Source organism: Rhizobium sp. ZW T2_16, from assembly GCF_044987325.1.
GTDB classification, from domain to species: domain Bacteria; phylum Pseudomonadota; class Alphaproteobacteria; order Rhizobiales; family Rhizobiaceae; genus Neorhizobium; species Neorhizobium cellulosilyticum.
The window spans coordinates 127,644-147,525 of the sequence record NZ_JBJDRG010000004.1 but is presented as its reverse complement, the minus strand read 5'-3'; the positions used below and the strand labels follow the sequence as shown (position 1 = coordinate 147,525).

The 19,882-nt window shown below is 58.9% G+C and carries 16 protein-coding genes; 14 read left to right on the top strand and 2 right to left on the bottom strand.

Features of this window, described 5'->3' with window-relative positions; all coding sequences use genetic code 11:
- Window positions 1-18 precede the first annotated feature (18 nt).
- Window positions 19-981 carry an FCD domain-containing protein gene (locus ACI3K0_RS13570; protein WP_404945433.1) on the top strand — a complete coding sequence of 321 codons (963 nt, stop codon included), beginning with the start codon at window positions 19-21 and terminating at the stop codon, window positions 979-981.
- Window positions 982-1,030: 49 nt separating this feature from the next.
- Here ACI3K0_RS13570 and putA read toward each other — a convergent pair whose 3' ends face one another.
- Window positions 1,031-4,717: a trifunctional transcriptional regulator/proline dehydrogenase/L-glutamate gamma-semialdehyde dehydrogenase gene (gene putA / locus ACI3K0_RS13565; protein WP_404945432.1), complete on the bottom strand. Its 3,687-nt coding sequence runs from the start codon at window positions 4,715-4,717 to the stop codon at window positions 1,031-1,033.
- A gap of 145 nt (window positions 4,718-4,862) precedes the next feature.
- Between putA and ACI3K0_RS13560 the strand changes: the two genes are divergently transcribed.
- The 10 genes from ACI3K0_RS13560 (at window position 4,863) to glpK (ending at window position 15,458) form a co-directional block, all read left to right on the top strand.
- Window positions 4,863-5,339: an Lrp/AsnC family transcriptional regulator gene (locus ACI3K0_RS13560; RefSeq protein ID WP_148144759.1), complete on the top strand. Its 477-nt coding sequence runs from the start codon at window positions 4,863-4,865 to the stop codon at window positions 5,337-5,339.
- Between the two features lie 104 nt (window positions 5,340-5,443).
- Window positions 5,444-6,205: a DeoR/GlpR family DNA-binding transcription regulator gene (locus ACI3K0_RS13555; RefSeq protein WP_206827844.1), complete on the top strand. Its 762-nt coding sequence runs from the start codon at window positions 5,444-5,446 to the stop codon at window positions 6,203-6,205.
- 129 nt (window positions 6,206-6,334) lie between these two features.
- Window positions 6,335-7,846, top strand: coding sequence for a glycerol-3-phosphate dehydrogenase (locus ACI3K0_RS13550; RefSeq protein ID WP_206827843.1), 1,512 nt, complete (start codon window positions 6,335-6,337; stop codon window positions 7,844-7,846).
- A 52-nt stretch (window positions 7,847-7,898) separates the two neighbouring features.
- Window positions 7,899-8,981, top strand: a complete 1,083-nt coding sequence (locus tag ACI3K0_RS13545; RefSeq protein ID WP_183685362.1) for an ABC transporter ATP-binding protein — start codon at window positions 7,899-7,901, stop codon at window positions 8,979-8,981.
- A 10-nt stretch (window positions 8,982-8,991) separates the two neighbouring features.
- Window positions 8,992-10,062: an ABC transporter ATP-binding protein gene (locus tag ACI3K0_RS13540; protein ID WP_148144667.1), complete on the top strand. Its 1,071-nt coding sequence runs from the start codon at window positions 8,992-8,994 to the stop codon at window positions 10,060-10,062.
- Between the two features lie 2 nt (window positions 10,063-10,064).
- Window positions 10,065-10,934 carry a carbohydrate ABC transporter permease gene (locus ACI3K0_RS13535; protein WP_148144668.1) on the top strand — a complete coding sequence of 290 codons (870 nt, stop codon included), beginning with the start codon at window positions 10,065-10,067 and terminating at the stop codon, window positions 10,932-10,934.
- A gap of 13 nt (window positions 10,935-10,947) precedes the next feature.
- Complete coding sequence (locus ACI3K0_RS13530) at window positions 10,948-11,766, top strand: carbohydrate ABC transporter permease (protein WP_148144669.1); 819 nt, start codon at window positions 10,948-10,950, stop codon at window positions 11,764-11,766.
- 13 nt (window positions 11,767-11,779) lie between these two features.
- A complete protein-coding gene (locus ACI3K0_RS13525) occupies window positions 11,780-12,061 on the top strand; it encodes a DUF2160 domain-containing protein (protein WP_206827840.1) in 282 nt (93 codons plus the stop codon).
- A gap of 83 nt (window positions 12,062-12,144) precedes the next feature.
- Window positions 12,145-13,866: an ABC transporter substrate-binding protein gene (locus ACI3K0_RS13520; RefSeq protein ID WP_404945431.1), complete on the top strand. Its 1,722-nt coding sequence runs from the start codon at window positions 12,145-12,147 to the stop codon at window positions 13,864-13,866.
- 95 nt (window positions 13,867-13,961) lie between these two features.
- On the top strand, window positions 13,962-15,458 hold the full coding sequence (gene glpK / locus ACI3K0_RS13515; RefSeq protein WP_404945430.1) for a glycerol kinase GlpK: 1,497 nt from the start codon (window positions 13,962-13,964) through the stop codon (window positions 15,456-15,458).
- A 9-nt stretch (window positions 15,459-15,467) separates the two neighbouring features.
- Here glpK and ACI3K0_RS13510 read toward each other — a convergent pair whose 3' ends face one another.
- The gene (locus tag ACI3K0_RS13510) at window positions 15,468-15,920 is read right to left on the bottom strand and encodes a MarR family transcriptional regulator (protein WP_206827837.1); all 453 of its coding nucleotides are present in this window, start codon (window positions 15,918-15,920) and stop codon (window positions 15,468-15,470) included.
- Between the two features lie 318 nt (window positions 15,921-16,238).
- Here ACI3K0_RS13510 and ACI3K0_RS13505 point away from each other — a divergent pair, with 318 nt between their 5' ends.
- The 3 genes from ACI3K0_RS13505 to ACI3K0_RS13495 are packed head-to-tail and all read left to right on the top strand — an operon-like array spanning window position 16,239 to window position 19,879.
- Window positions 16,239-16,784, top strand: coding sequence for a sugar dehydrogenase complex small subunit (locus ACI3K0_RS13505; RefSeq protein WP_404945429.1), 546 nt, complete (start codon window positions 16,239-16,241; stop codon window positions 16,782-16,784).
- Between the two features lie 30 nt (window positions 16,785-16,814).
- On the top strand, window positions 16,815-18,449 hold the full coding sequence (locus ACI3K0_RS13500; RefSeq protein ID WP_404945428.1) for a GMC family oxidoreductase: 1,635 nt from the start codon (window positions 16,815-16,817) through the stop codon (window positions 18,447-18,449).
- Window positions 18,450-18,451: 2 nt separating this feature from the next.
- The gene (locus ACI3K0_RS13495) at window positions 18,452-19,879 is read left to right on the top strand and encodes a c-type cytochrome (protein ID WP_404945427.1); all 1,428 of its coding nucleotides are present in this window, start codon (window positions 18,452-18,454) and stop codon (window positions 19,877-19,879) included.
- Window positions 19,880-19,882: the final 3 nt, after the last annotated feature.

The window sequence follows — 19,882 nt, the reverse complement described above, 5'->3', positions numbered from 1 at the left end:
CTGCAATCGGAGCGAGACTTGGAGCGACAGCCGGCCTATCGGCGCATAGCCGAACATCTCGATGGGGCAATCCGTGACGAGCGGATCGTTACCGGCGCGATCATCAAGATAGCAGAAGTCGCCAAGATCTTCGGGTCGAGCCGCTCTCCGGTGAAACAGGCTTTCGAAATCCTGGAGGCGCAGGGCAGCGTGCGCCCTCATGACGGGCAGGGGTTCGTAGTTGGAAACGATAGCGAACCTTTCCGTTTTACGCTGACTGCTGATCATCTGACGCTGGGCGACGGCGAGATCGATGCAAACCAGAGCGCTCTTGACGAACTGTATTTCAGGATCGAGCGCGAACTGATCCTGCACTCGATGTCCGGGCATCTGCGTGTAAACGAACTGGCGCTTGCCCGGCATTTCGGCATCGGCCGGACGGTGGCGCGCGATCTCATCTTCCGGGCCAACAAGCTCGGGATCGTTGCGCGGGGAAACGGCGGACACTGGCAGATCGTCGGCCTTGATGTCGAACGTTGCCGAAATCTCTATGACCTGCGGCGAATCCTGGAGCCGATCGCGCTGGAGGCCGCAGCATCGCTGATACCGCGCAGCGAACTTAAAGACATGCGAGGTCGTCTTGGCGAAGCGATTGCCGTCTCGCCTGCTCTGGATATCGTCGATCTTGATAGGCTGGAAAACGATCTTCATCAGCGATGCCTCGGATATTGTCCCAATCCGGAAATCATCGAGGCGCTTTCCCGCACTGCACCGACCTATATCTGCGGAAAATATCTGCAGGTCACCTTATCCGACAACCCGACTATCGAAACCTTCATGCATGATCACAACGAGATCATCACCCTTATACTGGACGGCAGGAGTACGGACGCAGGTGAGCGCCTCCGTGAACATCTTGTGTTGTCCTGCGGGCAGATCGTGGAGCGGCTGACGGAATATCTTGAAACGAAGACCACGCCGGATGTCGAATATATTTGGTGAGGTCACACCCGGTTTTCACACCGGGTGCGTTGACTTTCCAGATGACCTATCAGCCGATCGCCATAAGGCTGGCGTTGCCGCCTGCAGCGGTCGTGTTGATTGACGTGGAGATTTCCTCAAGCAGCCAGTTCAGGCAGTAGGCCTCAGAATCCATCGCAAGTTCTGCCGAGGGTGAGGCTTGAACGAGAACGAGTGGCCCTGGCAGCGCGGCGATCCTCTTCGTGATTTCGACGAGACGCTCGCCTTCGCCCTCGATCAGTGCACCGGCAAAGGGGGCATCCTTGGCCCAATCCTCGCTCCAGGTGATCCGCGCAGCGACGTTTGCCGGCAGATCGCCGAGCGAAGCCTTGAGGCCTGAAGCAGCATCGATTGCGACCTCGTTCCCCGTAGCAAGCGCTGCGGTGAGTTGGCGATAGAGGCCGATTTCCGTCTGTGGGACAAGCAGGACGCGGCCACGCGGGTGAAGCGCGTAGATATTGCGTTCACCGACCGGGCCGGCGAGATCGGTTTGCAGGCCAAGTGCGGAAACGGCGCCCGTCTCGCGGGCATCCTGTGCCAGCTTGTTGCGTCCGCGCTGGCCGAGCCAGCGGGCGAAATCCGTGAGTGCGGGATCGGTATGGACCGAGCTGTGGCGTGGCGGAACCGGGGCCTTGTCGACCAGACGGCCGAGATAAAGCGGACCTCCTGCCTTCGGGCCTGTCCCGGACAGGCCGCGTCCGCCAAACGGCTGAACGCCGACGACAGCGCCGATGACGTTTCGGTTCACATAGATATTGCCGACCCGGATGAGGCCGGTCACCTGCGCGATCGTCTCGTCGAGGCGCGTATGCAGGCCGAAAGTCAGGCCGTAGCCGGTACCGTTGATATCCTCGATCAACCGTTCCAGATCATCGCGCTTGTAGCGTACGACATGCAGGACCGGACCGAAGACTTCGCGCTGAAGATCCTTCAGCGAGCCGATCTCGATGATCGTCGGGGCAACGAAGGTTCCGTTTGCTGTTTCAGGGCCGAGCGGCAACTGCTCAACCTTGCGGCCAAGCGTGCGCATGGCTTCGATATGCTTTTCGATATTGCCCTTGGCTTCTTCAGTGATGACGGGGCCGATATCGACATTCAGCGTGTCGGTGCGACCGATCGAAAGCTCCTTCAGTGCGCCCTTGAGCATGGAAAGGATGCGGTCTGCGACGTCTTCCTGCAGGCAGAGAACACGCAGTGCCGAGCAACGCTGGCCGGCGCTGTCGAAGGCTGACGCGATGACATCGAAAACGACCTGCTCGGCGAGCGCCGAGGAATCGACGATCATCGCATTCTGGCCACCGGTTTCGGCGATCAGCGGGATCGGCTTGCCGTTTGGCAGCAGACGGCGGGCCAGTTCGGCCTGGATGAGACGCGCCACTTCAGTGGAGCCGGTGAACATGACGCCGCAGGTCTGCGGTGCTGCAACGAGTGCCGCACCGATGCGACCATCACCCGGAAGCAGCTGAAGAGCATTGGCGGGAATGCCGGCCTCGTGCAGAATGCGGATGCCCTGCGCGGCGATGAGCGGAGTTTCTTCCGCGGGCTTAGCCAGAACCGGATTGCCGGCGACCAGCGCTGCGGCAATCTGGCCGGTGAAGATCGCCAACGGGAAGTTCCATGGGCTGATGCAGACGACAGGGCCGAGTGGACGATGTCCCGGGCCGAGCGTGCGGCGCGCCTGTTCGGCATAATAACGAAGGAAATCGATTGCCTCGCGTACTTCCGCAATCGCGTTGGGCATGGACTTGCCGGCTTCGCGCATGATGAGGCCGAGCAGATCCGGCATTTGAGCCTGCATGATATCGGCTGCGCGCTCCAGGCAGGCAGCACGGTCTGTGGGAGCCGTGGCGGCCCAGCCCGCGGCTGCACTCGTGGCGATTGTCATGGCCTTGCCGGCGCCGGCTTCCGTGATCTCGGTGACCGTGCCGACAACATCGCGCCGGTCGCCAGGGTTGAGCACCGGACGGCTGGCTCCAGCATTTTCCAAACTTGAAGCGGAAGTCCATTCACGGGTGGACGAGTTTTTCAGCGATGTGGAGAGTTCCGCAAGCGTCGTTTCGTTTGAGAGATCCAGCCCGGTGGAATTTAACCGGGCACCATAAAGATCGCGGGGGAGAGCGATCTGATCGTGACGGGCGCCGATCTCAGCCATGCCACGAACCACATCGACTGGGTCGATCACCAGTTCATCTACCGAAACGTTCTTGTCGCCGATGCGGTTGACGAAGGAGGAGTTGGCGCCGTTTTCCAAGAGGCGTCGAACCAGATAGGCAAGCAATGTTTCATGGGTGCCGACGGGAGCGTAGACACGTGCGGGGCGGCCAAGTTTGCTTGTGCCGACAACCTCGTCATAGAGCGGCTCCCCCATTCCATGCAGGCACTGGAATTCGTATTTGCCGCTTTGGAATTCCGGCCCGGCGATATTATAGATCGTCGCCAAAGTCTGCGCATTATGGGTCGCAAATTGCGGGAATACAGCGTCGGTCGCCGCCAGCAGTTTGCGGGCACAGGCAATGTAGGAAACATCGGTATGGACCTTACGCGTGAAGACTGGAAAATCTTCCAGTCCGTCCACCTGGGCGCGCTTGATCTCCGCATCCCAATAAGCGCCCTTGACGAGGCGCACCATGATGCGGCGATTGTTGCGGCGGGCAAGATCGATGATGAAGTCGAGCACGGCCGGGCAACGCTTGCCATAGGCCTGCACGACGAAGCCCATGCCCTCCCAGCCGGCGAGATCAGGATCTTCGCAAAGGCTCTGCAGAAGATCGAGCGACAGTTCGAGACGGTCAGCCTCCTCGGCATCGATGTTGAGGCCGATATTGTATTTTTTCGCCAGGCTAGCGAGAGCCTTCACCTTCGGCAGGAGTTCGCCCATGACGCGTTCGGCCTGTGCGCGGACATAACGTGGGTGCAGTGCCGAGAGCTTGATGGAAATGCCAGGACCGTCATAGATGCCGCGACCGGCAGACGAGAGGCCGATGGCGTTGATCGCCTTTTCATAATCCTTGTAGTAGCGCTCGGCATCTGCCGCGGTCGTCGCAGCCTCGCCCAGCATGTCATAGGAGTAGCGGAACCCGCGTTCCTCCAGCGGCTTTGCACGCTTCAACGCCTCGGCAATCGTTTCACCGGTGACGAATTGCTCGCCCATCATGCGCATTGCCATGTCGACGCCGCGGCGGATGACTGGTTCGCCACAACGGGCGATCAGCCGGGTGAGCGCGGCAGAAAGGCTGCGGCCATCGACCGTGTTGGTAAGCTTGCCGGTGACGACGAGGCCCCAGGTGGCGGCATTGACGAAAAGCGAACGGCCGCCGCCGACATGGGACTTCCAGTCGCCGTCTGAAATCTTGTCGCGGATCAGCGCATCGCGGGTTGCCGTATCGGGAATACGCAACAGTGCTTCGGCAAGACACATGAGGGCGACACCCTCCTGGCTCGACAGAGAATATTCATGCACCAACCCTTCAACGCCCGTGCCTTTGTGCTTTGCGCGGAGTGCCTTGATCAGCTGGCTCGCCGTCTTGCGAATGTCGCGGCGCGTCTCTTCCGGCAATGTTGCCTCCACCAGAAGCGCAGCAACGCTTTCGCCCTCCGGCTTGCGGTAGGCAGCGGTGATGGCGCGGCGCAATTCGCTCTGCTGGCGCAGGGCGGGCGCAAAATTTTCAAATGCCGGGAATGCGTCGGTATTCTTGTCGAAGGAGCGAGGGTTCGTCATGGCGGTTCCCGGTTGTCGTAGGAGTTCAACAAGTCGCGGAAGATAACATAGCCGGAATTTTCACGTTGCCCAGTTTTCAAGCTTAATCTATTTGTTTGGACTAAATACACGGGCAAATAGCGGCGAAAAGTTGGAATATGGCGTCATGGCTAGCGAATTAGACCAGTTCGACAAGAAGATCATGCAGGAGCTTTCAGCAGATGGACGTCTGTCGATCACAGAACTTGCCAGCCGCATCGGTCTTTCCAAAACACCCTGCCAATTGCGCCTGCGTCGATTGATCGAAGAAGGTTATATCGAAGGGTTCAGAGCGATCCTCAGTTCGCAAAAACTCGGTCTCGATCACATTGCCTTCGTTGAAGTCAAACTCAGCGACACACGGGAGGAGGCATTGAAGAGCTTCAACGATGCAGCTCGCAAAATCAGAGAGATCGAAGGCTGCCACATGATCGCCGGTCGCTTCGACTATCTTCTGAAGGTCCGCACCAGAGATATCAGGCGATATAGGATCGTACTGGGTGAGAAAATTTCAACCCTTCCCTTCGTGGCAAACACATCCACAAACGTGGTGATGCAAACGGTCAAAGAAGACAGCCCGCAGCTCATGGCATCGCCGGAATAGCGAACTGGTAACGTCAAGTCACACCCTCCAGCCCATATTGTTCACGGTTTCGTTTTGTCCTAATGTGATGGCAAAACGAAAATCGAGGGAGCCGTGGAAACACCATGCATCTAACCAGCCGGCAGGAAGAGATTCTCGCGATCGCCAAGGAGCAGGGTAAGGTGCTGGTGGAGGATCTGGCTGCGCATTTCCAGGTCACCCCACAGACGATCCGCAAGGACCTGAACGATCTCTGCGATGATAAGGTGTTGAACCGCGTCCATGGTGGGGCAGTGTTCCCGAGCGGCAACGAGAATGTCAAATACGAAGCGCGCCGTTCGATGGCCGCAGTCGAAAAACAGGCGATCGGCAAGGCTGCCGCCGAGATCATTCCCGACAATTCATCGCTCTTTATCAATATAGGCACCACGACGGAGGCCGTCGGCGATGCGCTTGTTGATCATCGCGAATTGATGGTTATTACCAATAATATCAATGTAGCCAACCGGTTGCGCGTGTTTCCCTCGATCGAGGTCATTATTGCCGGTGGCGTCGTACGGGGTTCGGATGGTGGTGTCGTGGGAGAGGCGGCTGTCGATTTCATCCGCCAGTTCAAGGTGGATTATGCCGTAATCGGTGTCTCGGCCATCGACGCAGATGGGGCGCTGCTCGATTTCGACTTTCGCGAGGTAAAGGTAGCGCAGGCGATCATTGCCAATGCGCGGCATGTCATTCTCGTGTCCGACGCCACAAAGTTCGAACGAACCGCGCCCGTTCGCATGGGCCATATCTCGCAGGTGCACACATTCATTACCGACTGTTGTCCATCGCCCGAGATTCGGAAAATCTGCGCCGAAAGCGACGTTCGACTGATAGAGACGCATTAATCCGGTCTCATTTTTGCGTTCCGTCAATCTTCATTTGACATTCGTTTTTCTTTCATTTTAGACTGTATTCAGTTTCGTAAAAAGCATAATTTTGTGCAATGCGAAAGTGAGCGGGGCCATCGGTAGGCAATGTCAGGCGATACGGTTTTCGATCTCTTCGTGATTGGCGGTGGCATCAACGGATGCGGCATCGCGCGCGATGCTGCGGGTAGAGGGTATTCCGTCGCGCTTGCCGAAATGAACGATTTCGCCTCCGGCACTTCCTCCGGCGCTACCAAGCTGATCCATGGCGGCTTGCGCTATCTCGAGCATTACGAATTCCGTTTGGTACGTGAAGCATTGATGGAGCGTGAAGTGCTGTGGGCCATGGCCCCGCATGTCATCTGGCCGCTCCGTTTCGTGCTCCCCTACCAGAAGGGTGGCGTGCGTCCGGCCTGGCTGATCCGGCTCGGTCTTTTTCTCTACGACAATCTCGGTGGTCGAAAACTTCTGCCGGCGACCAAGACTTTGAACCTGAAGACCGATCCAGCCGGCAAGCCGCTGAAACCGGTCTTCGGAAAGGCTTTCGAATATTCGGACGGCTGGGTGGACGATGCCCGTATGGTGGTGCTTAATGCCCGCGATGCCGCATCGAAGGGCGCGATGATCATGAGCCGCGCTAAGGTCGTTTCGGCCCGTCGCGAAGGCGGCTTATGGCAGATCGAGGTTCGCGACGAAGCGTCAGGCACGACGGCCAGCCACAAGGCTCGGATGCTGGTCAATGCCGGTGGTCCGTGGGTGGATCAAGTTCTGTCGAACGCGGTTGGTCGCAACAATGTCCACAATGTCCGGCTCGTGCAGGGCAGCCACATCATCGTGCGCAAGAAGTTCGAAGACAGAAGAGCCTATTTCTTCCAGAACCCGGACAATCGCATCTTCTTCGCCATTCCCTACGAGACCGATTATACCCTGATCGGCACCACCGATCGTGATTTTCCAGGCGATCCGAAAGATGTCAGGATTAGTCCGGAAGAAATAGACTATCTCTGCAGTGCAGCGAGCGAGTATTTTTCGGAACCTGTAACCTCGGACGACATCGTCTGGACCTATTCGGCCGTTCGCCCGCTTTATGATGATGGCGCGTCGAAGGCGCAGGAAGCGACCCGCGATTATGTGCTGAAGGTAGACGAGGCAGATGGCGCGCCACTGCTCAACGTCTTCGGCGGCAAGCTGACAACCTATCGGCGCCTTTCCGAACACGCGCTGGAAAAGATCGGCGAGACGATCGGCGAAAAGGGCGGCCCCTGGACGGCCAGGAGCCATCTTCCTGGTGGGGATTTTCCAGTCGCGGGGGCTATAGAAGAAGAGCGAAAATTGATGGCGGCCTATCCGTTCATCAGTCAGCGACAAGCCTCGCGGCTCATCAAGTGCTACGGCACCGATGCCAAAGCGATATTGGGAGAGGCCAGATCCATCGAGGGGCTTGGCCGGCATTTTGGCGGCACGCTTTACGAAGCGGAAGTTCGCTGGTCTATCGAAAAGGAATGGGCGCGCACGGCTGAAGACGTGCTGTGGCGCCGTACCAAGCAGGGATTGTTCCTGACGGCAGAGGAAGCCCAGGGACTGGAGGAATACATGGCGGGCGTTCGCCGGGCCGCGTGAGGCTTGGGAGATAACTGCCTGTTGCCAGAGGGTTGGGAGGCCCGAGGTATATATGCTGGAATTGCGCAATGTGTCGAAGACGGTGGCGGGCGAATATCACATTCGCCCGACCGACCTGACATTAAAGCGGGGAACGCTGAACGTCCTGCTCGGGCCGACGCTTGCCGGCAAGACGTCGCTGATGCGGCTGATGGCGGGGCTCGACAAGCCAACGGAAGGCTCAATCCATTTCGATGGGGCTGACGTCACCGGCATGCCGGTGCAGAAGCGCAATGTCGCGATGGTCTACCAGCAGTTCATCAACTATCCGGCGCTGACCGTGTATGAAAACATCGCCTCACCGATGCGTATCGCCGGCAAGGATGCTGCCACCATCGATCGTGAAGTGAAGAAGGCCGCCGAGCTTCTGAAGCTTTCGCCCTATCTCGACCGAACCCCGCTTAATCTCTCCGGTGGTCAACAGCAGCGCACAGCGCTGGCGCGGGCGATCGTCAAGAACGCCAATCTCGTGCTCCTCGACGAGCCGCTCGCCAATCTCGATTACAAGCTGCGCGAGGAATTGCGCGAGGAACTACCAAAAATCTTTGCCGCTTCCGGCGCGATCTTCGTTTATGCCACGACGGAACCTTCGGAAGCGCTGCTGCTCGGCGGCAATACTGCGACTTTGCATGAGGGAGCCGTGACGCAGTTCGGCAGGACAGTGGACGTTTATCGTCGGCCTGCCGATCTCGTTACCGCTGAAATCTTTGCCGATCCGCCGCTGAATACGATTGCACTGACGCGTTCCGGCAACGCTTTCCTGTTCGACGGCGAGCCGGTCATTCCGGTGCCGCCGCATCTGTCATCTATCGCGGACGGGCCGGTGACGCTGGCTTTCCAGCCTCATCACCTGTTTCTGCATCCCGCCAACGGCCACACGACGCCGCTCAAGGCTCGCACGCTGGTCTCGGAGATCGCCGGATCTGAAAGCTTCATCCATCTCGATTTTGCCGGTCGCCGCTGGGTGATGCTTGCGCATGGCATTCACGATATCGAGCAGGATCAGGTCCTCGAGGTACATCTCGACAGTCGCCACCTGATGGCTTTCGATCAATCGACCGGCAAGGCGCTCATCGCCGCGCCACTGGCAGCGTGAGGAGGACGAGATGGCACGCATCACGCTCGAACATATCCGCCACGCCTATAGCGAAAAGGCCAAGGCCGCCGGCGACTATGCGCTGAAGGAAGTCCATCACGAATGGGAGGATGGCGGGGCTTACGCTTTGCTTGGTCCATCCGGCTGCGGAAAGACAACGCTGCTCAACATCATTTCCGGTCTGCTGACACCGTCCGACGGGCGAATTCTGTTCGACGGCAAGGATGTCACACAGCTCTCGACCGAGGAGCGGAACATTGCCCAAGTCTTTCAGTTCCCGGTCGTCTACGACACGATGACGGTGTTCGACAATCTCGCTTTCCCCTTGCGCAACCGCAAGGTGCCGGAGGCGGAAGTCGAAAAACGCGTCAACGAAATCCTCGAAATGACCGATCTTGCCGGCATGGCCAAGCGCCGGGCGCAAAGGCTGACGGCCGACCAGAAACAGAAAATTTCGCTCGGCCGCGGATTGGTGCGGGCCAATGTCAACGCCATCCTGTTCGATGAGCCGCTGACGGTGATCGACCCGCATATGAAATGGGTGCTGCGCTCGCAGCTGAAGCGCCTGCACCGGCAGTCGCGCTTCACCATGGTCTATGTCACCCACGACCAGACCGAAGCACTGACTTTTGCCGACAAGGTCGTCGTCATGCATGACGGCCAGATCGTACAGATCGGTACGCCGGCGGAACTGTTCGAGCGACCGAGTCACACCTTCGTCGGCTATTTCATCGGCTCGCCGGGCATGAACATCATGTCCGCAGCCATCGATGGCGCGACCGCGCGCATCGGCGACCAGAATATCGCCCTTTCCGCCGCCCCTGCGCTGAAGGCCCAGGGGCGTATCGAACTCGGCATCCGCCCGGAGTTCATAAAGCTCGGCCGCGAAGGCATGCCGATCACCATCAACAAGGTGGAGGATATCGGCCGCCAGAAGATCGTCCGCGCCTCTTTCTGCGGCCAGCCGATCTCGATCGTTGTGCCCGAGGATGACGAAATTCCGGCCGACGCGAAGGTGACATTCGAAAAGCAGGCGATTGGCATTTTTGCCGATAGCTGGCGTGTAGGACAGGAGGGCTGACCATGGACAAGACCTGGAACAACAAAGCCTGGTTTCTGGTTCTGCCGGTCCTGCTGCTGGTCGCGTTTTCCGCCGTCATTCCGCTAATGACCGTGGTCAATTATTCGGTTCAGGATACGTTCGGAAACAATCAGTTCTTCTGGGCAGGCACCGACTGGTTTGTCGAAATCCTGACATCACCTCGCTTCTGGGATGCGCTTTGGCGCAACCTGATCTTCTCGGCTGTCATCCTCGCGATCGAAGTGCCACTCGGCATCCTGATCGCGCTCAACATGCCGAAACATGGGTTGGGCGTTCCCGTCTGCCTCGTGCTTATGGCGCTACCGCTGCTCATTCCATGGAACGTTGTCGGCACGATCTGGCAGGTGTTTGGCCGCGTCGATATCGGGCTTCTGGGGTATTTTCTAAACTCGCTCGGCATCTCCTACAACTATACCCAGAACCCGACGCATGCCTGGGCGACTGTGATCGTCATGGATGTCTGGCACTGGACGAGCCTCGTCGTGCTGCTCTGCTACGCCGGCCTTGTCTCCATCCCCGATGCCTATTATCAGGCGGCTCGCATCGATGGCGCATCGCGCTGGTCTGTCTTCCGTTACATCCAGTTGCCGAAGATGAAGCGGGTACTGCTGATCGCCGTGCTTTTGCGCTTCATGGACAGTTTCATGATCTATACCGAACCCTTCGTCGTTACCGGCGGCGGGCCGGGCAATTCAACGACATTTCTGTCGATCGATCTCGTGAAAATGGCGATCGGCCAGTTCGATCTCGGACCGGCGGCAGCCATGTCGATAATCTACTTCCTGATCATCCTTCTGCTGTCATGGGTGTTCTACACCGTGATGACGCAGAGCGATGCAGAGCAGAAGTGAGGGGGAGAACGCCATGACCAACAACAGCAGCGGCGCCCGTTTCGGCTTCCTGATACCGGTGATCTACATCATCTTTTTACTTCTGCCGATCTACTGGCTCGTCAACATGAGCTTCAAGACCAATAGCGAGATTTTGGGCCAACTGACGCTCTGGCCGACAAATCCGACGCTTAGAAACTACACCGTCATCTTCACCGATCCGGCCTGGTATAACGGCTATATCAACTCGATCATCTATGTGGTGATGAACACGGTTATCTCCGTCCTCGTGGCGCTGCCGGCAGCCTATGCCTTCTCGCGCTACCGGTTTTTGGGCGACAAGCACCTGTTCTTCTGGCTTTTGACCAACCGAATGGCGCCGCCTGCCGTTTTCGCGCTGCCATTCTTCCAGCTCTATTCGGCCTTCGGCCTGATCGACACCCATATCGCGGTTGCCATCGCGCATTGCCTGTTCAACGTGCCGCTGGCGGTCTGGATCCTCGAAGGTTTCATGTCCGGCGTGCCGAAGGAGATCGACGAGACCGCCTATATCGACGGTTATTCCTTCCCGCGCTTCTTCGTGAAGATTTTCATGCCGCTGATTGCGTCCGGCATCGGCGTCGCCGCCTTCTTCTGCTTCATGTTCTCGTGGGTCGAGCTGCTGATAGCCCGCACGCTGACGACGACCGACGCGAAGCCGATCGCCGCGACGATGACCCGCACCGTTTCTGCCTCCGGCATGGACTGGGGCGTGCTGGCGGCGGCCGGTGTGCTGACCATCATTCCGGGTGCGCTCGTCATCTATTTCGTCCGCAACTACATCGCCAAGGGCTTTGCCCTCGGCCGCGTCTGAGAAGGAGAGACCGATGAGCTTCTCATGGATGGCCTGGACATTGCCGACAGCGATCTTCTTCATCACCATTTTCGCGCTCATCGCAGCGATGGGCGCGTGGGAATATTTCTCGCCGGGCGGCGGCCCGCGCGTCGGCATCCTGCGCTTCGAGACGACGCGGGGCGACCGCCTGTTCGTTTCGCTGCTCGGCTCCGCTTTCATTCATCTCGCATGGCTGGGTCTTGGAGGCCCCAGCCTGTGGTGGGCTCTGGCCTTGTCGGTGGTTTACGCGATCGGCGTATTCCGTTTCGTTTAGGGCCAAGACAATAGGGCGGCGGGAGGAGGTCCAGCCGCCAGGACTAAAGTGAACTGCAATCGCATCAACCGGGAGGACTAGATATGCGACGGCATCTTATGACGACGACGGCAGTCATGCTGCTGGCAATGACAGGTGCGGCCCATGCCGATATGGCGGCCGCCAAGAAATTCCTTGATGCGGAAATCGGCGAACAGTCTTCGCTTTCCCGCGCCGAGCAGGAAAAGGAAATGCAGTGGTTTATCGATGCGGCAAAGCCTTTTGCCGGCATGGACATCAAGGTGGTTTCGGAAACCATCACCACGCACGAATATGAATCCAAGGTTCTCGCCAAGGCATTCAGTGACATCACCGGCATCAAGATCACCCATGACCTGATCGGCGAAGGCGACGTGGTCGAAAAACTGCAGACGCAGATGCAGTCGGGTGAAAACGTCTATGACGCGTATGTCAACGACTCGGACCTGATCGGTACCCATTGGCGTTACCAGCAGGCCCGTTCGCTGACCAAGTGGATAGCGAATGAAGGCAAGGACGTGACCAATCCCGGCCTCGATCTTCAGGATTTTATCGGTCTGAAATTCACCACCGCACCGGATGGCGATCTCTACCAGCTACCCGACCAGCAGTTCGCCAACCTGTACTGGTTCCGCTACGACTGGTTCAACGACGAGAAGAACAAGGCCGATTTCAAGGCTAAATACGGCTACGACCTCGGCGTGCCGGTCAATTGGTCTGCTTATGAAGACATTGCCGAATTCTTCACTGGTCGCGAGGTGAATGGGAAGAAGGTCTATGGCCATATGGACTATGGCAAGAAGGACCCATCGCTTGGCTGGCGCTTCACCGATGCATGGCTTTCCATGGCCGGCAACGGCGACAAGGGCCTGCCGAACGGTCTTCCGGTCGATGAATGGGGCATCAAGGTCAACGAGAAATCACAGCCGGTCGGCTCCTGCGTTGCCCGTGGCGGCGACACCAACGGCCCGGCCGCAGTCTATTCCATCCAGAAATATCTGGACTGGATGAAGGCCTATGCGCCGGCTGCCGCAAACGGCATGACCTTCTCCGAATCCGGTCCGGTGCCGGGCCAAGGTGAGGTTGCCCAGCAGATGTTCACCTACACGGCCTTCACGGCGGATTTCGTCAAGAAGGGCCTGCCGGTGGTCAATGACGACGGAACGCCGAAATGGCGTTTCGCCCCATCGCCGCATGGCGTCTATTGGAAGGATGGGATGAAGCTCGGTTATCAGGACGTCGGCTCTTGGACGCTTCTGAAATCCACGCCGGACGATCGCGCCAAAGCGGCGTGGCTTTATGCACAGTTCGTCGTATCGAAGACCGTGGATGTGAAGAAGAGCCATGTCGGCCTGACACTCATCCGCGACTCGTCGATCAACCACAAGTCCTTCACCGATCGTGCGCCAAAACTCGGCGGCCTGATCGAGTTCTACCGCTCGCCCGCCCGCGTCCAGTGGTCGCCAACCGGTACGAACATCCCGGACTATCCGAAGCTCGCACAGCTCTGGTGGCAGGCGATCGGTGACGCATCTTCGGGTGCCAAGACTGCACAGGCGTCAATGGATTCGTTGTGCGCCGAGCAGGAAAAGGTGCTGCAGCGCCTGGAACGCGCCGGCGTTCAGGGCGAGATGGGGCCAAAGCTCGCCGAGGAACACGATCTCGAATATTGGAACAAGGATGCGGTCTCCAAGGGCAACCTTGCGCCGCAGCTGAAGATCGCCAACGAGAAGGAAAAGCCGATCACCGTCAACTACGACGAACTGGTGAAAAGCTGGCAGAAATAGCCGCCTAAAGGCCTATATGAGAAATGCCGGGGCGTGATATCGCGCCCCGGTTTTTATGGCCGATTCTTATGGAATATCTGGAGGAGTTTGGATTTATGGGTGGGTATATTCTTGCCATCGACCAGGGCACGACATCCAGCCGGGCGATCGTTTTCGATGGCGACATGGCGATCAAGGGGTTTGGCCAGCAGGAATTCACCCAGTTCTTTCCGGCCTCCGGGTGGGTCGAGCACGACCCTGAGGAAATCTGGCAAAGCGTTCTTGCCACAGCCCGCACGGCGATTGAGAAGGCCGAAATCTCGGCCGCTGATATCGCGGCGATCGGCATCACCAACCAGCGTGAAACCGTAGTCGTCTGGGACCGCAATACCGGCAAGCCATTGCATCCGGCGATCGTCTGGCAGGACCGCCGCACATCCGGACTTTGCGAGGAATTGAAGGGTAGGGCGCTTGAGGCCGCCTTCACTGAAAAGACCGGTCTTCTGCTCGATCCCTATTTCTCCGGGACAAAACTTTCCTGGCTGCTCTCCAATGTCGAGGGTCTGCGTGCCCGCGCCGAAGGTGGCGACGTGTGCTTCGGCACGGTCGACAGCTGGTTGATCTACAAGCTCACCGGCGGGAAGGCGCATGTCACCGACGCCACAAATGCCTCGCGTACGCTGATCTATAATATAGGCGATAATGACTGGGATGACGAGTTGCTCGGCATTCTCGATATCCCGCGCGCCATGCTTCCAGAGGTCAAGGATTGTGCGGCGGATTTTGGGGTGGCGGACAGGTCGATATTCGGCGCTGAAATCCCGATCCTCGGCGTTGCTGGCGATCAGCAGGCGGCCGTCATCGGTAATGCCTGCTTCGAACCCGGCATGCTGAAATCCACTTATGGCACCGGCTGCTTTGCACTGTTGAACACCGGCACGGATCGCGTCACATCCTCCAACCGTCTTCTGACAACCATCGCCTACCGTCTCGACGGCGTCACGACCTATGCGCTGGAAGGCTCGATCTTCATTGCCGGTGCCGCCGTGCAATGGCTGCGCGATGAACTCGGTTTCATCAAGGTTGCGTCGGAAGTCGGTGCGCTGGCGCGGCAGGCGGATCCGAAACAGCGGCTTTACATGGTGCCGGCCTTCACCGGGCTGGGTGCGCCCTATTGGGATGCGGAGGCCCGTGGCGCGATCTTCGGGCTCACCCGCAGCAGCGGCCCGGCGGAATTCGCCCATGCGGCGCTCGAAAGCGTCGCCTTCCAGACTCACGATCTTCTCGAAGCGATGAAGAAGGACTGGCAGGGCCACGGCGCGACGACCGTGCTGCGCGTCGATGGCGGCATGGTTGCCTCCAACTGGACAATGCAGCGCCTGTCAGACATTCTGGCAGCGCCGGTCGACCGGCCGGAGCTTCTGGAGACGACGGCGCTCGGTGCCGCCTGGCTTGCCGGCTCCCGTGCCGGGGTCTGGCCGGATGCGAAAGGGTTTTCTGCCCACTGGAAACGCGACAAGCGTTTTGAACCGGAAATGGCGGATGACGAGAGGAAGACGGCAATCGCCGGCTGGCAGGATAGCGTCTCGCGCTGCCTTACCCGCCGGGCGTGATCCTATCCGCTACTTTCCCTCTTCTGGCTCTTCCAGCACGCGGCTGAACGCGCTCAGCTGATCCATGAGGTGGCCGAACTCAGCCTCGCCGAGGGCGGCGTGGAATCGTTTGCGTGCACGTCGTGCGGCGGCGGCGACCTGCTGCAGCATCTCCTCGCCTTCCGGGGTGATGTATATCAGGCGGGCACGTTTATCGCTCGGATCGACTTCCCGGCGAACGAAACCCTGGCTTTCGAGACCTTCCAGGCACTTGGTAACGGATGAGCGATCGAGTGCGATCCGTTCCCCCATCGTATTCTGGTGAATGCCGGGTTCGATATGGGCAAAGGCCAGCGCACTGTATTGCGTGGGAGAAAAGCCGAGATCGCCTGCCTCCTGCGTGAACATGGCGAGCGCCACCTGCTGGCAGCGTCGCAGCAGAATACCGTGCGAATGCAGGATTTCATGAGCAGTAACGATCACGCCGGTGTGCCTCCTTTTGCCGGATTGACAATTATCAATTGGTGGCGTAGCTGATAATCAGCTATCCAACTAATTCGGTGCGGCGGAGGACCGCGCTGTCTAGCGACAGCGTCATTGTGTTCACTCGCGCCTTTTTTGTTGTTGCATGTCCGCGATTCATTGTCCCGCTTCCGCCCTCAATATCCCCACCTCTGACACGATGGGGAGCAGGGTTGCGACGAAACTTGCCCGACATTTCGCGCACACGCAACGCGCCTTAACGGCCGCAGCTTTCACCCCGGAGGCATCAGCCTCTTTTTCCCCATGGTCAGGAAAACGATGACTAGACAGTCGAAAGACCTCAACGGAACGTTGACGATGTCGCGCCGTGGCATTCTGCTCGGCGGTGCGACGCTGTTTGCCGGCAGCATTGCCGCAACGCTCTGTCCCACCCTCTCGCTGGCGGCCGTCGATGCCGGCACGCAGGGACAGTTCATGAAACTGTCCAACCTGCTGATTCAGCACCAGCTCAGCCCGGCTGTCGGCGCGCGTATCGTTGATACGGCAAGCGGTGAATACAAGAACCTTCCGCAGATGCTCGATGCGATCATCGCCATCGCCGAGAAGAAAAATGCGGCGCAGGTCGAAGATTTCTTCGGCGATATTCCCGATGGCGAGCTGAAGGATTTTGCCCATTGGGTGATTTCTGCCTGGTATAGCGGCTGTTCCTCCGAGAAGCGCAATGCAACCGTCTTTACCTATGAAGAAGCGCTGACCTTCAAGACGACCAGCGATATTCTGACCATCCCCTCCTACGGCATTTCCGGTCCCAACCTGTGGACCCGGCCCAACTTGCCGCTTTCGGCGCCGATGCCGCGCTTCTGACGAAATCCAGCGAAGAAAAGTCTTTTCCCCATGGTTACCAAGAATAGTGCCGACGTCGTCATCGTCGGAACGGGCGTCGTCGGCGTCGTGATTGCCGAACAGCTGCTCGATGCAGGTCATTCCGTGCTGATGATCGAGGCCGGTCCGCGCGTCACGCGCGCCGAAGTGGTCGAAAACTGGCGCAACGCTCCTCTTGGCGTGAAGGGCGATACATCGGTCGCCTATCCGTCGCGGCCCTGGGCGCCGCATCCGATGGGCGGAGAGAAGCCGGAAGATGCCTATCTGCAGTTTACCGGGCCTGACGCCTATGACCAGACCTTCATTCGTTACGCGGGCGGCTCGACCTGGCACTGGGCCGGCACCTCCTGGCGCCTGACGCCAGAGGACATGCGCCTGAATTCGCTTTACGGCGTTGGTCGCGACTGGGCGTTCGACTACGACACGCTGGAACCCTATTACGTCCGCACTGAGCACAAGCTCGGCATCTGCGGCCCGTCCGACCGCTCGCAGCAATGGCCGCAGACAGGCGACCGCTCGGCACCCTATCCGATGCCGGCATTGCCGTTTTCACCCGGCGAAGTGAAATTCACCGAAGTCGTCAAGACGCTGGGCTACAATAACATTCCCGTCTCGCAGGCCCGCAACAGCGGCATGCCCTATGATGGCCGTCCTGCCTGCTGCGCCAACAACAACTGCGTTCCCGTCTGTCCCGTCGCCGCCAAGTATGATGCGGAAACCGCATTGCATCGCCTCGAAAAGAAGGGCGCGACGCTGCTGGTCGACTCGGTCGTCTATAAGGTCGAGACGAATGCCCAGAACAAGATCGAGGCGGTTCACTTCTACGACCAGCACAAGGAAAGCCACCGCATTACCGGCAAGCTCTTCGTGCTCGCCTGCAACGGTCTGGAAAACCCGAAACTGCTTCTGATGTCGCAGGACGACCGCAACCCGAACGGGGTTGCCAATTCCTCCGATCAGGTCGGCCGCAACATGATGGACCATCCGGCCCGCACGTTCACGGTCACCACCAAGGAGCCTTTCTGGTCTGGCATCGGCCCGGTCGTCAATTCGGGCATCATGGAAACCTCGCAAGGCGCGTTCCGCTCCGAACATGCCGGCGCGTATTTCCGCTACAACAACTTCGCCCGCAACCGGTTCGTCACATTCGCGGCGCTGAAGAAGGGCTTGGTCGGCAAGGCGCTGGACGAAGAAATCCGGCGCATGGCGGCCTGCACCGCCGATATCGTCGCGGCTCACGAAATTCTGCCGGACCCGAATAATCGCCTGACGTTGTCGGACAAGAAAGACTGGCTCGGCCTTCCGAAACCGTCGATCAATTATGATGTCGGCGACTATGTCCGCAAATGCTGGGAAGTCTACTCTCAGCCGATCGGCAAGCAGATTGCCGAGGCCATGGGTGCGATCGATATCAAGATCAGCCCGAAATACAACAACAGCAAGCACATTATGGGCGGCACCATAATGGGCAAGGATGCGTCCAACTCGGTTGTCGATGTCGATTGCCGCGCCCATGACCACGAAAACCTGTTCATCCCCGGTGGCGGCGCAATGGCAGCCGGTGCTTGCGGCAACAGCACCATCACCATGACCGCGCTTGCCCTCAAGGCTGGCGACGCCATTGTCGAACAGATGCGGGGCGCCTGATCATGAAGACCGTAAAATCCTTAGCCCTCGCGGCACCGCTTGCCCTTGTTGCGCTGGCACCGGCGGCAGCACAGGAATTCTCCAAGGAACTGATCGAGAAGGGCCGCTATCTGGCGACCGCTTCCGATTGCGTTGCCTGTCATACCAACCATGACGGCGGCAAGCCGATGGCCGGCGGCCTATCCATGGTGTCCCCGGTCGGCACGATCATGTCGACCAACATCACCCCCTCCAGGCAGTTCGGCATCGGCAACTATTCGCAAGCCCAGTTTGCCGACGCAGTTCGCAAGGGTGTTCGCGGAGATGGCGCAAACCTCTACCCGGCCATGCCCTATGTGTCCTATTCCAACATGACGGACGAGGACATCAATGCGCTCTATGCCTATTTCATGCAGGGCGTCGAGCCGGTGGACGAAAAGGCTCCGGAAACGAGCCTGCCATTTCCGATGAACATCCGCGCCTCGATGATGGGCTGGAACCTGCTGTTCCGTCCGAACGAGGTACATAAGGATGATCCGAGCCAGTCGGACGAATGGAACCGCGGCAAATATCTGGCTGAGGGTGCCGCGCACTGCAGCACCTGCCACACGCCGCGCGGCGTCTTCATGCAGGAACAGAAGAGCCTCAACCTGACCGGCGGTCAGGTCGGCGCTTGGTATGCGCCGGATATCACCAATGACAAGGTGCATGGTATTGGCTCCTGGAGCCAGGAGGATCTCGTCACCTACCTGAAGACCGGCAAGCTGGAAAACAGGGCGCAGGCGGCGGGCAGCATGGCTGAAGCCATCAGCTACTCCTTCCAGCACCTGACCGATGCGGACCTGAACGCGATCGCCACCTATGTGCGCAGCGTTCCCTCCGCCAATGCCGGGCAGGCATCGGGCATCACCCGCTTCGACAAGGGTTCAGCAGGCAATGACATGGCCGCTTTCCGGGGCAAGAACTATGCCGACGGACTGAAGGGTGATCACGCCGGCGCGCAAATCTTTGCCGCCAACTGCGCCTCCTGCCATGGCTACTATGCCCAGGGCACTAAGGATGGTTACTATCCGAGCCTGTTCCACAATGCCGCGACGGCAGGTGACAACTCGATCAATGTCATCTCCGCCATCCTCAACGGCGTTGACCGCCATACTGAAGCCGGCCATGTCTTCATGCCGCCTTTCGGCGATCAGGCGAATGCCGTCGTGCAGCTGAACAATGTCGAGGTTGCCTCGCTTTCGAACTATCTTCTGGCTCAATACGGCAATGATAAGCTGACCGTGACGCCGGAAGAGGTTCAGGTGCTTCGCGAGGGCGGACCGAAGTCGAATATCGTTCAGCTGGCAAGGATCGGCATGGGGGCGGGCGCGGTTGCCGCATTGCTGCTTGTCGTCGGTTTTGTCTGGTTTAGGGCGCGACGCAAAGCAAGGCCTGCTCACGCAGCATGACAG

What these genes read in the sequence shown, in the direction of transcription:
- putA (WP_404945432.1), bottom strand. Translation starts at nt 4,717, where the DNA reads ATGACGAACCCTCGCTCCTTCGACAAGAATACCGACGCATTCCCGGCA.
- ACI3K0_RS13560 (WP_148144759.1), top strand. Translation starts at nt 4,863, where the DNA reads ATGGCTAGCGAATTAGACCAGTTCGACAAGAAGATCATGCAGGAGCTT.
- ACI3K0_RS13555 (WP_206827844.1), top strand. Translation starts at nt 5,444, where the DNA reads ATGCATCTAACCAGCCGGCAGGAAGAGATTCTCGCGATCGCCAAGGAG.
- ACI3K0_RS13550 (WP_206827843.1), top strand. Translation starts at nt 6,335, where the DNA reads ATGTCAGGCGATACGGTTTTCGATCTCTTCGTGATTGGCGGTGGCATC.
- ACI3K0_RS13545 (WP_183685362.1), top strand. Translation starts at nt 7,899, where the DNA reads ATGCTGGAATTGCGCAATGTGTCGAAGACGGTGGCGGGCGAATATCAC.
- ACI3K0_RS13540 (WP_148144667.1), top strand. Translation starts at nt 8,992, where the DNA reads ATGGCACGCATCACGCTCGAACATATCCGCCACGCCTATAGCGAAAAG.
- ACI3K0_RS13535 (WP_148144668.1), top strand. Translation starts at nt 10,065, where the DNA reads ATGGACAAGACCTGGAACAACAAAGCCTGGTTTCTGGTTCTGCCGGTC.
- ACI3K0_RS13530 (WP_148144669.1), top strand. Translation starts at nt 10,948, where the DNA reads ATGACCAACAACAGCAGCGGCGCCCGTTTCGGCTTCCTGATACCGGTG.
- ACI3K0_RS13525 (WP_206827840.1), top strand. Translation starts at nt 11,780, where the DNA reads ATGAGCTTCTCATGGATGGCCTGGACATTGCCGACAGCGATCTTCTTC.
- ACI3K0_RS13520 (WP_404945431.1), top strand. Translation starts at nt 12,145, where the DNA reads ATGCGACGGCATCTTATGACGACGACGGCAGTCATGCTGCTGGCAATG.
- glpK (WP_404945430.1), top strand. Translation starts at nt 13,962, where the DNA reads ATGGGTGGGTATATTCTTGCCATCGACCAGGGCACGACATCCAGCCGG.
- ACI3K0_RS13505 (WP_404945429.1), top strand. Translation starts at nt 16,239, where the DNA reads ATGACTAGACAGTCGAAAGACCTCAACGGAACGTTGACGATGTCGCGC.
- ACI3K0_RS13500 (WP_404945428.1), top strand. Translation starts at nt 16,815, where the DNA reads ATGGTTACCAAGAATAGTGCCGACGTCGTCATCGTCGGAACGGGCGTC.
- ACI3K0_RS13495 (WP_404945427.1), top strand. Translation starts at nt 18,452, where the DNA reads ATGAAGACCGTAAAATCCTTAGCCCTCGCGGCACCGCTTGCCCTTGTT.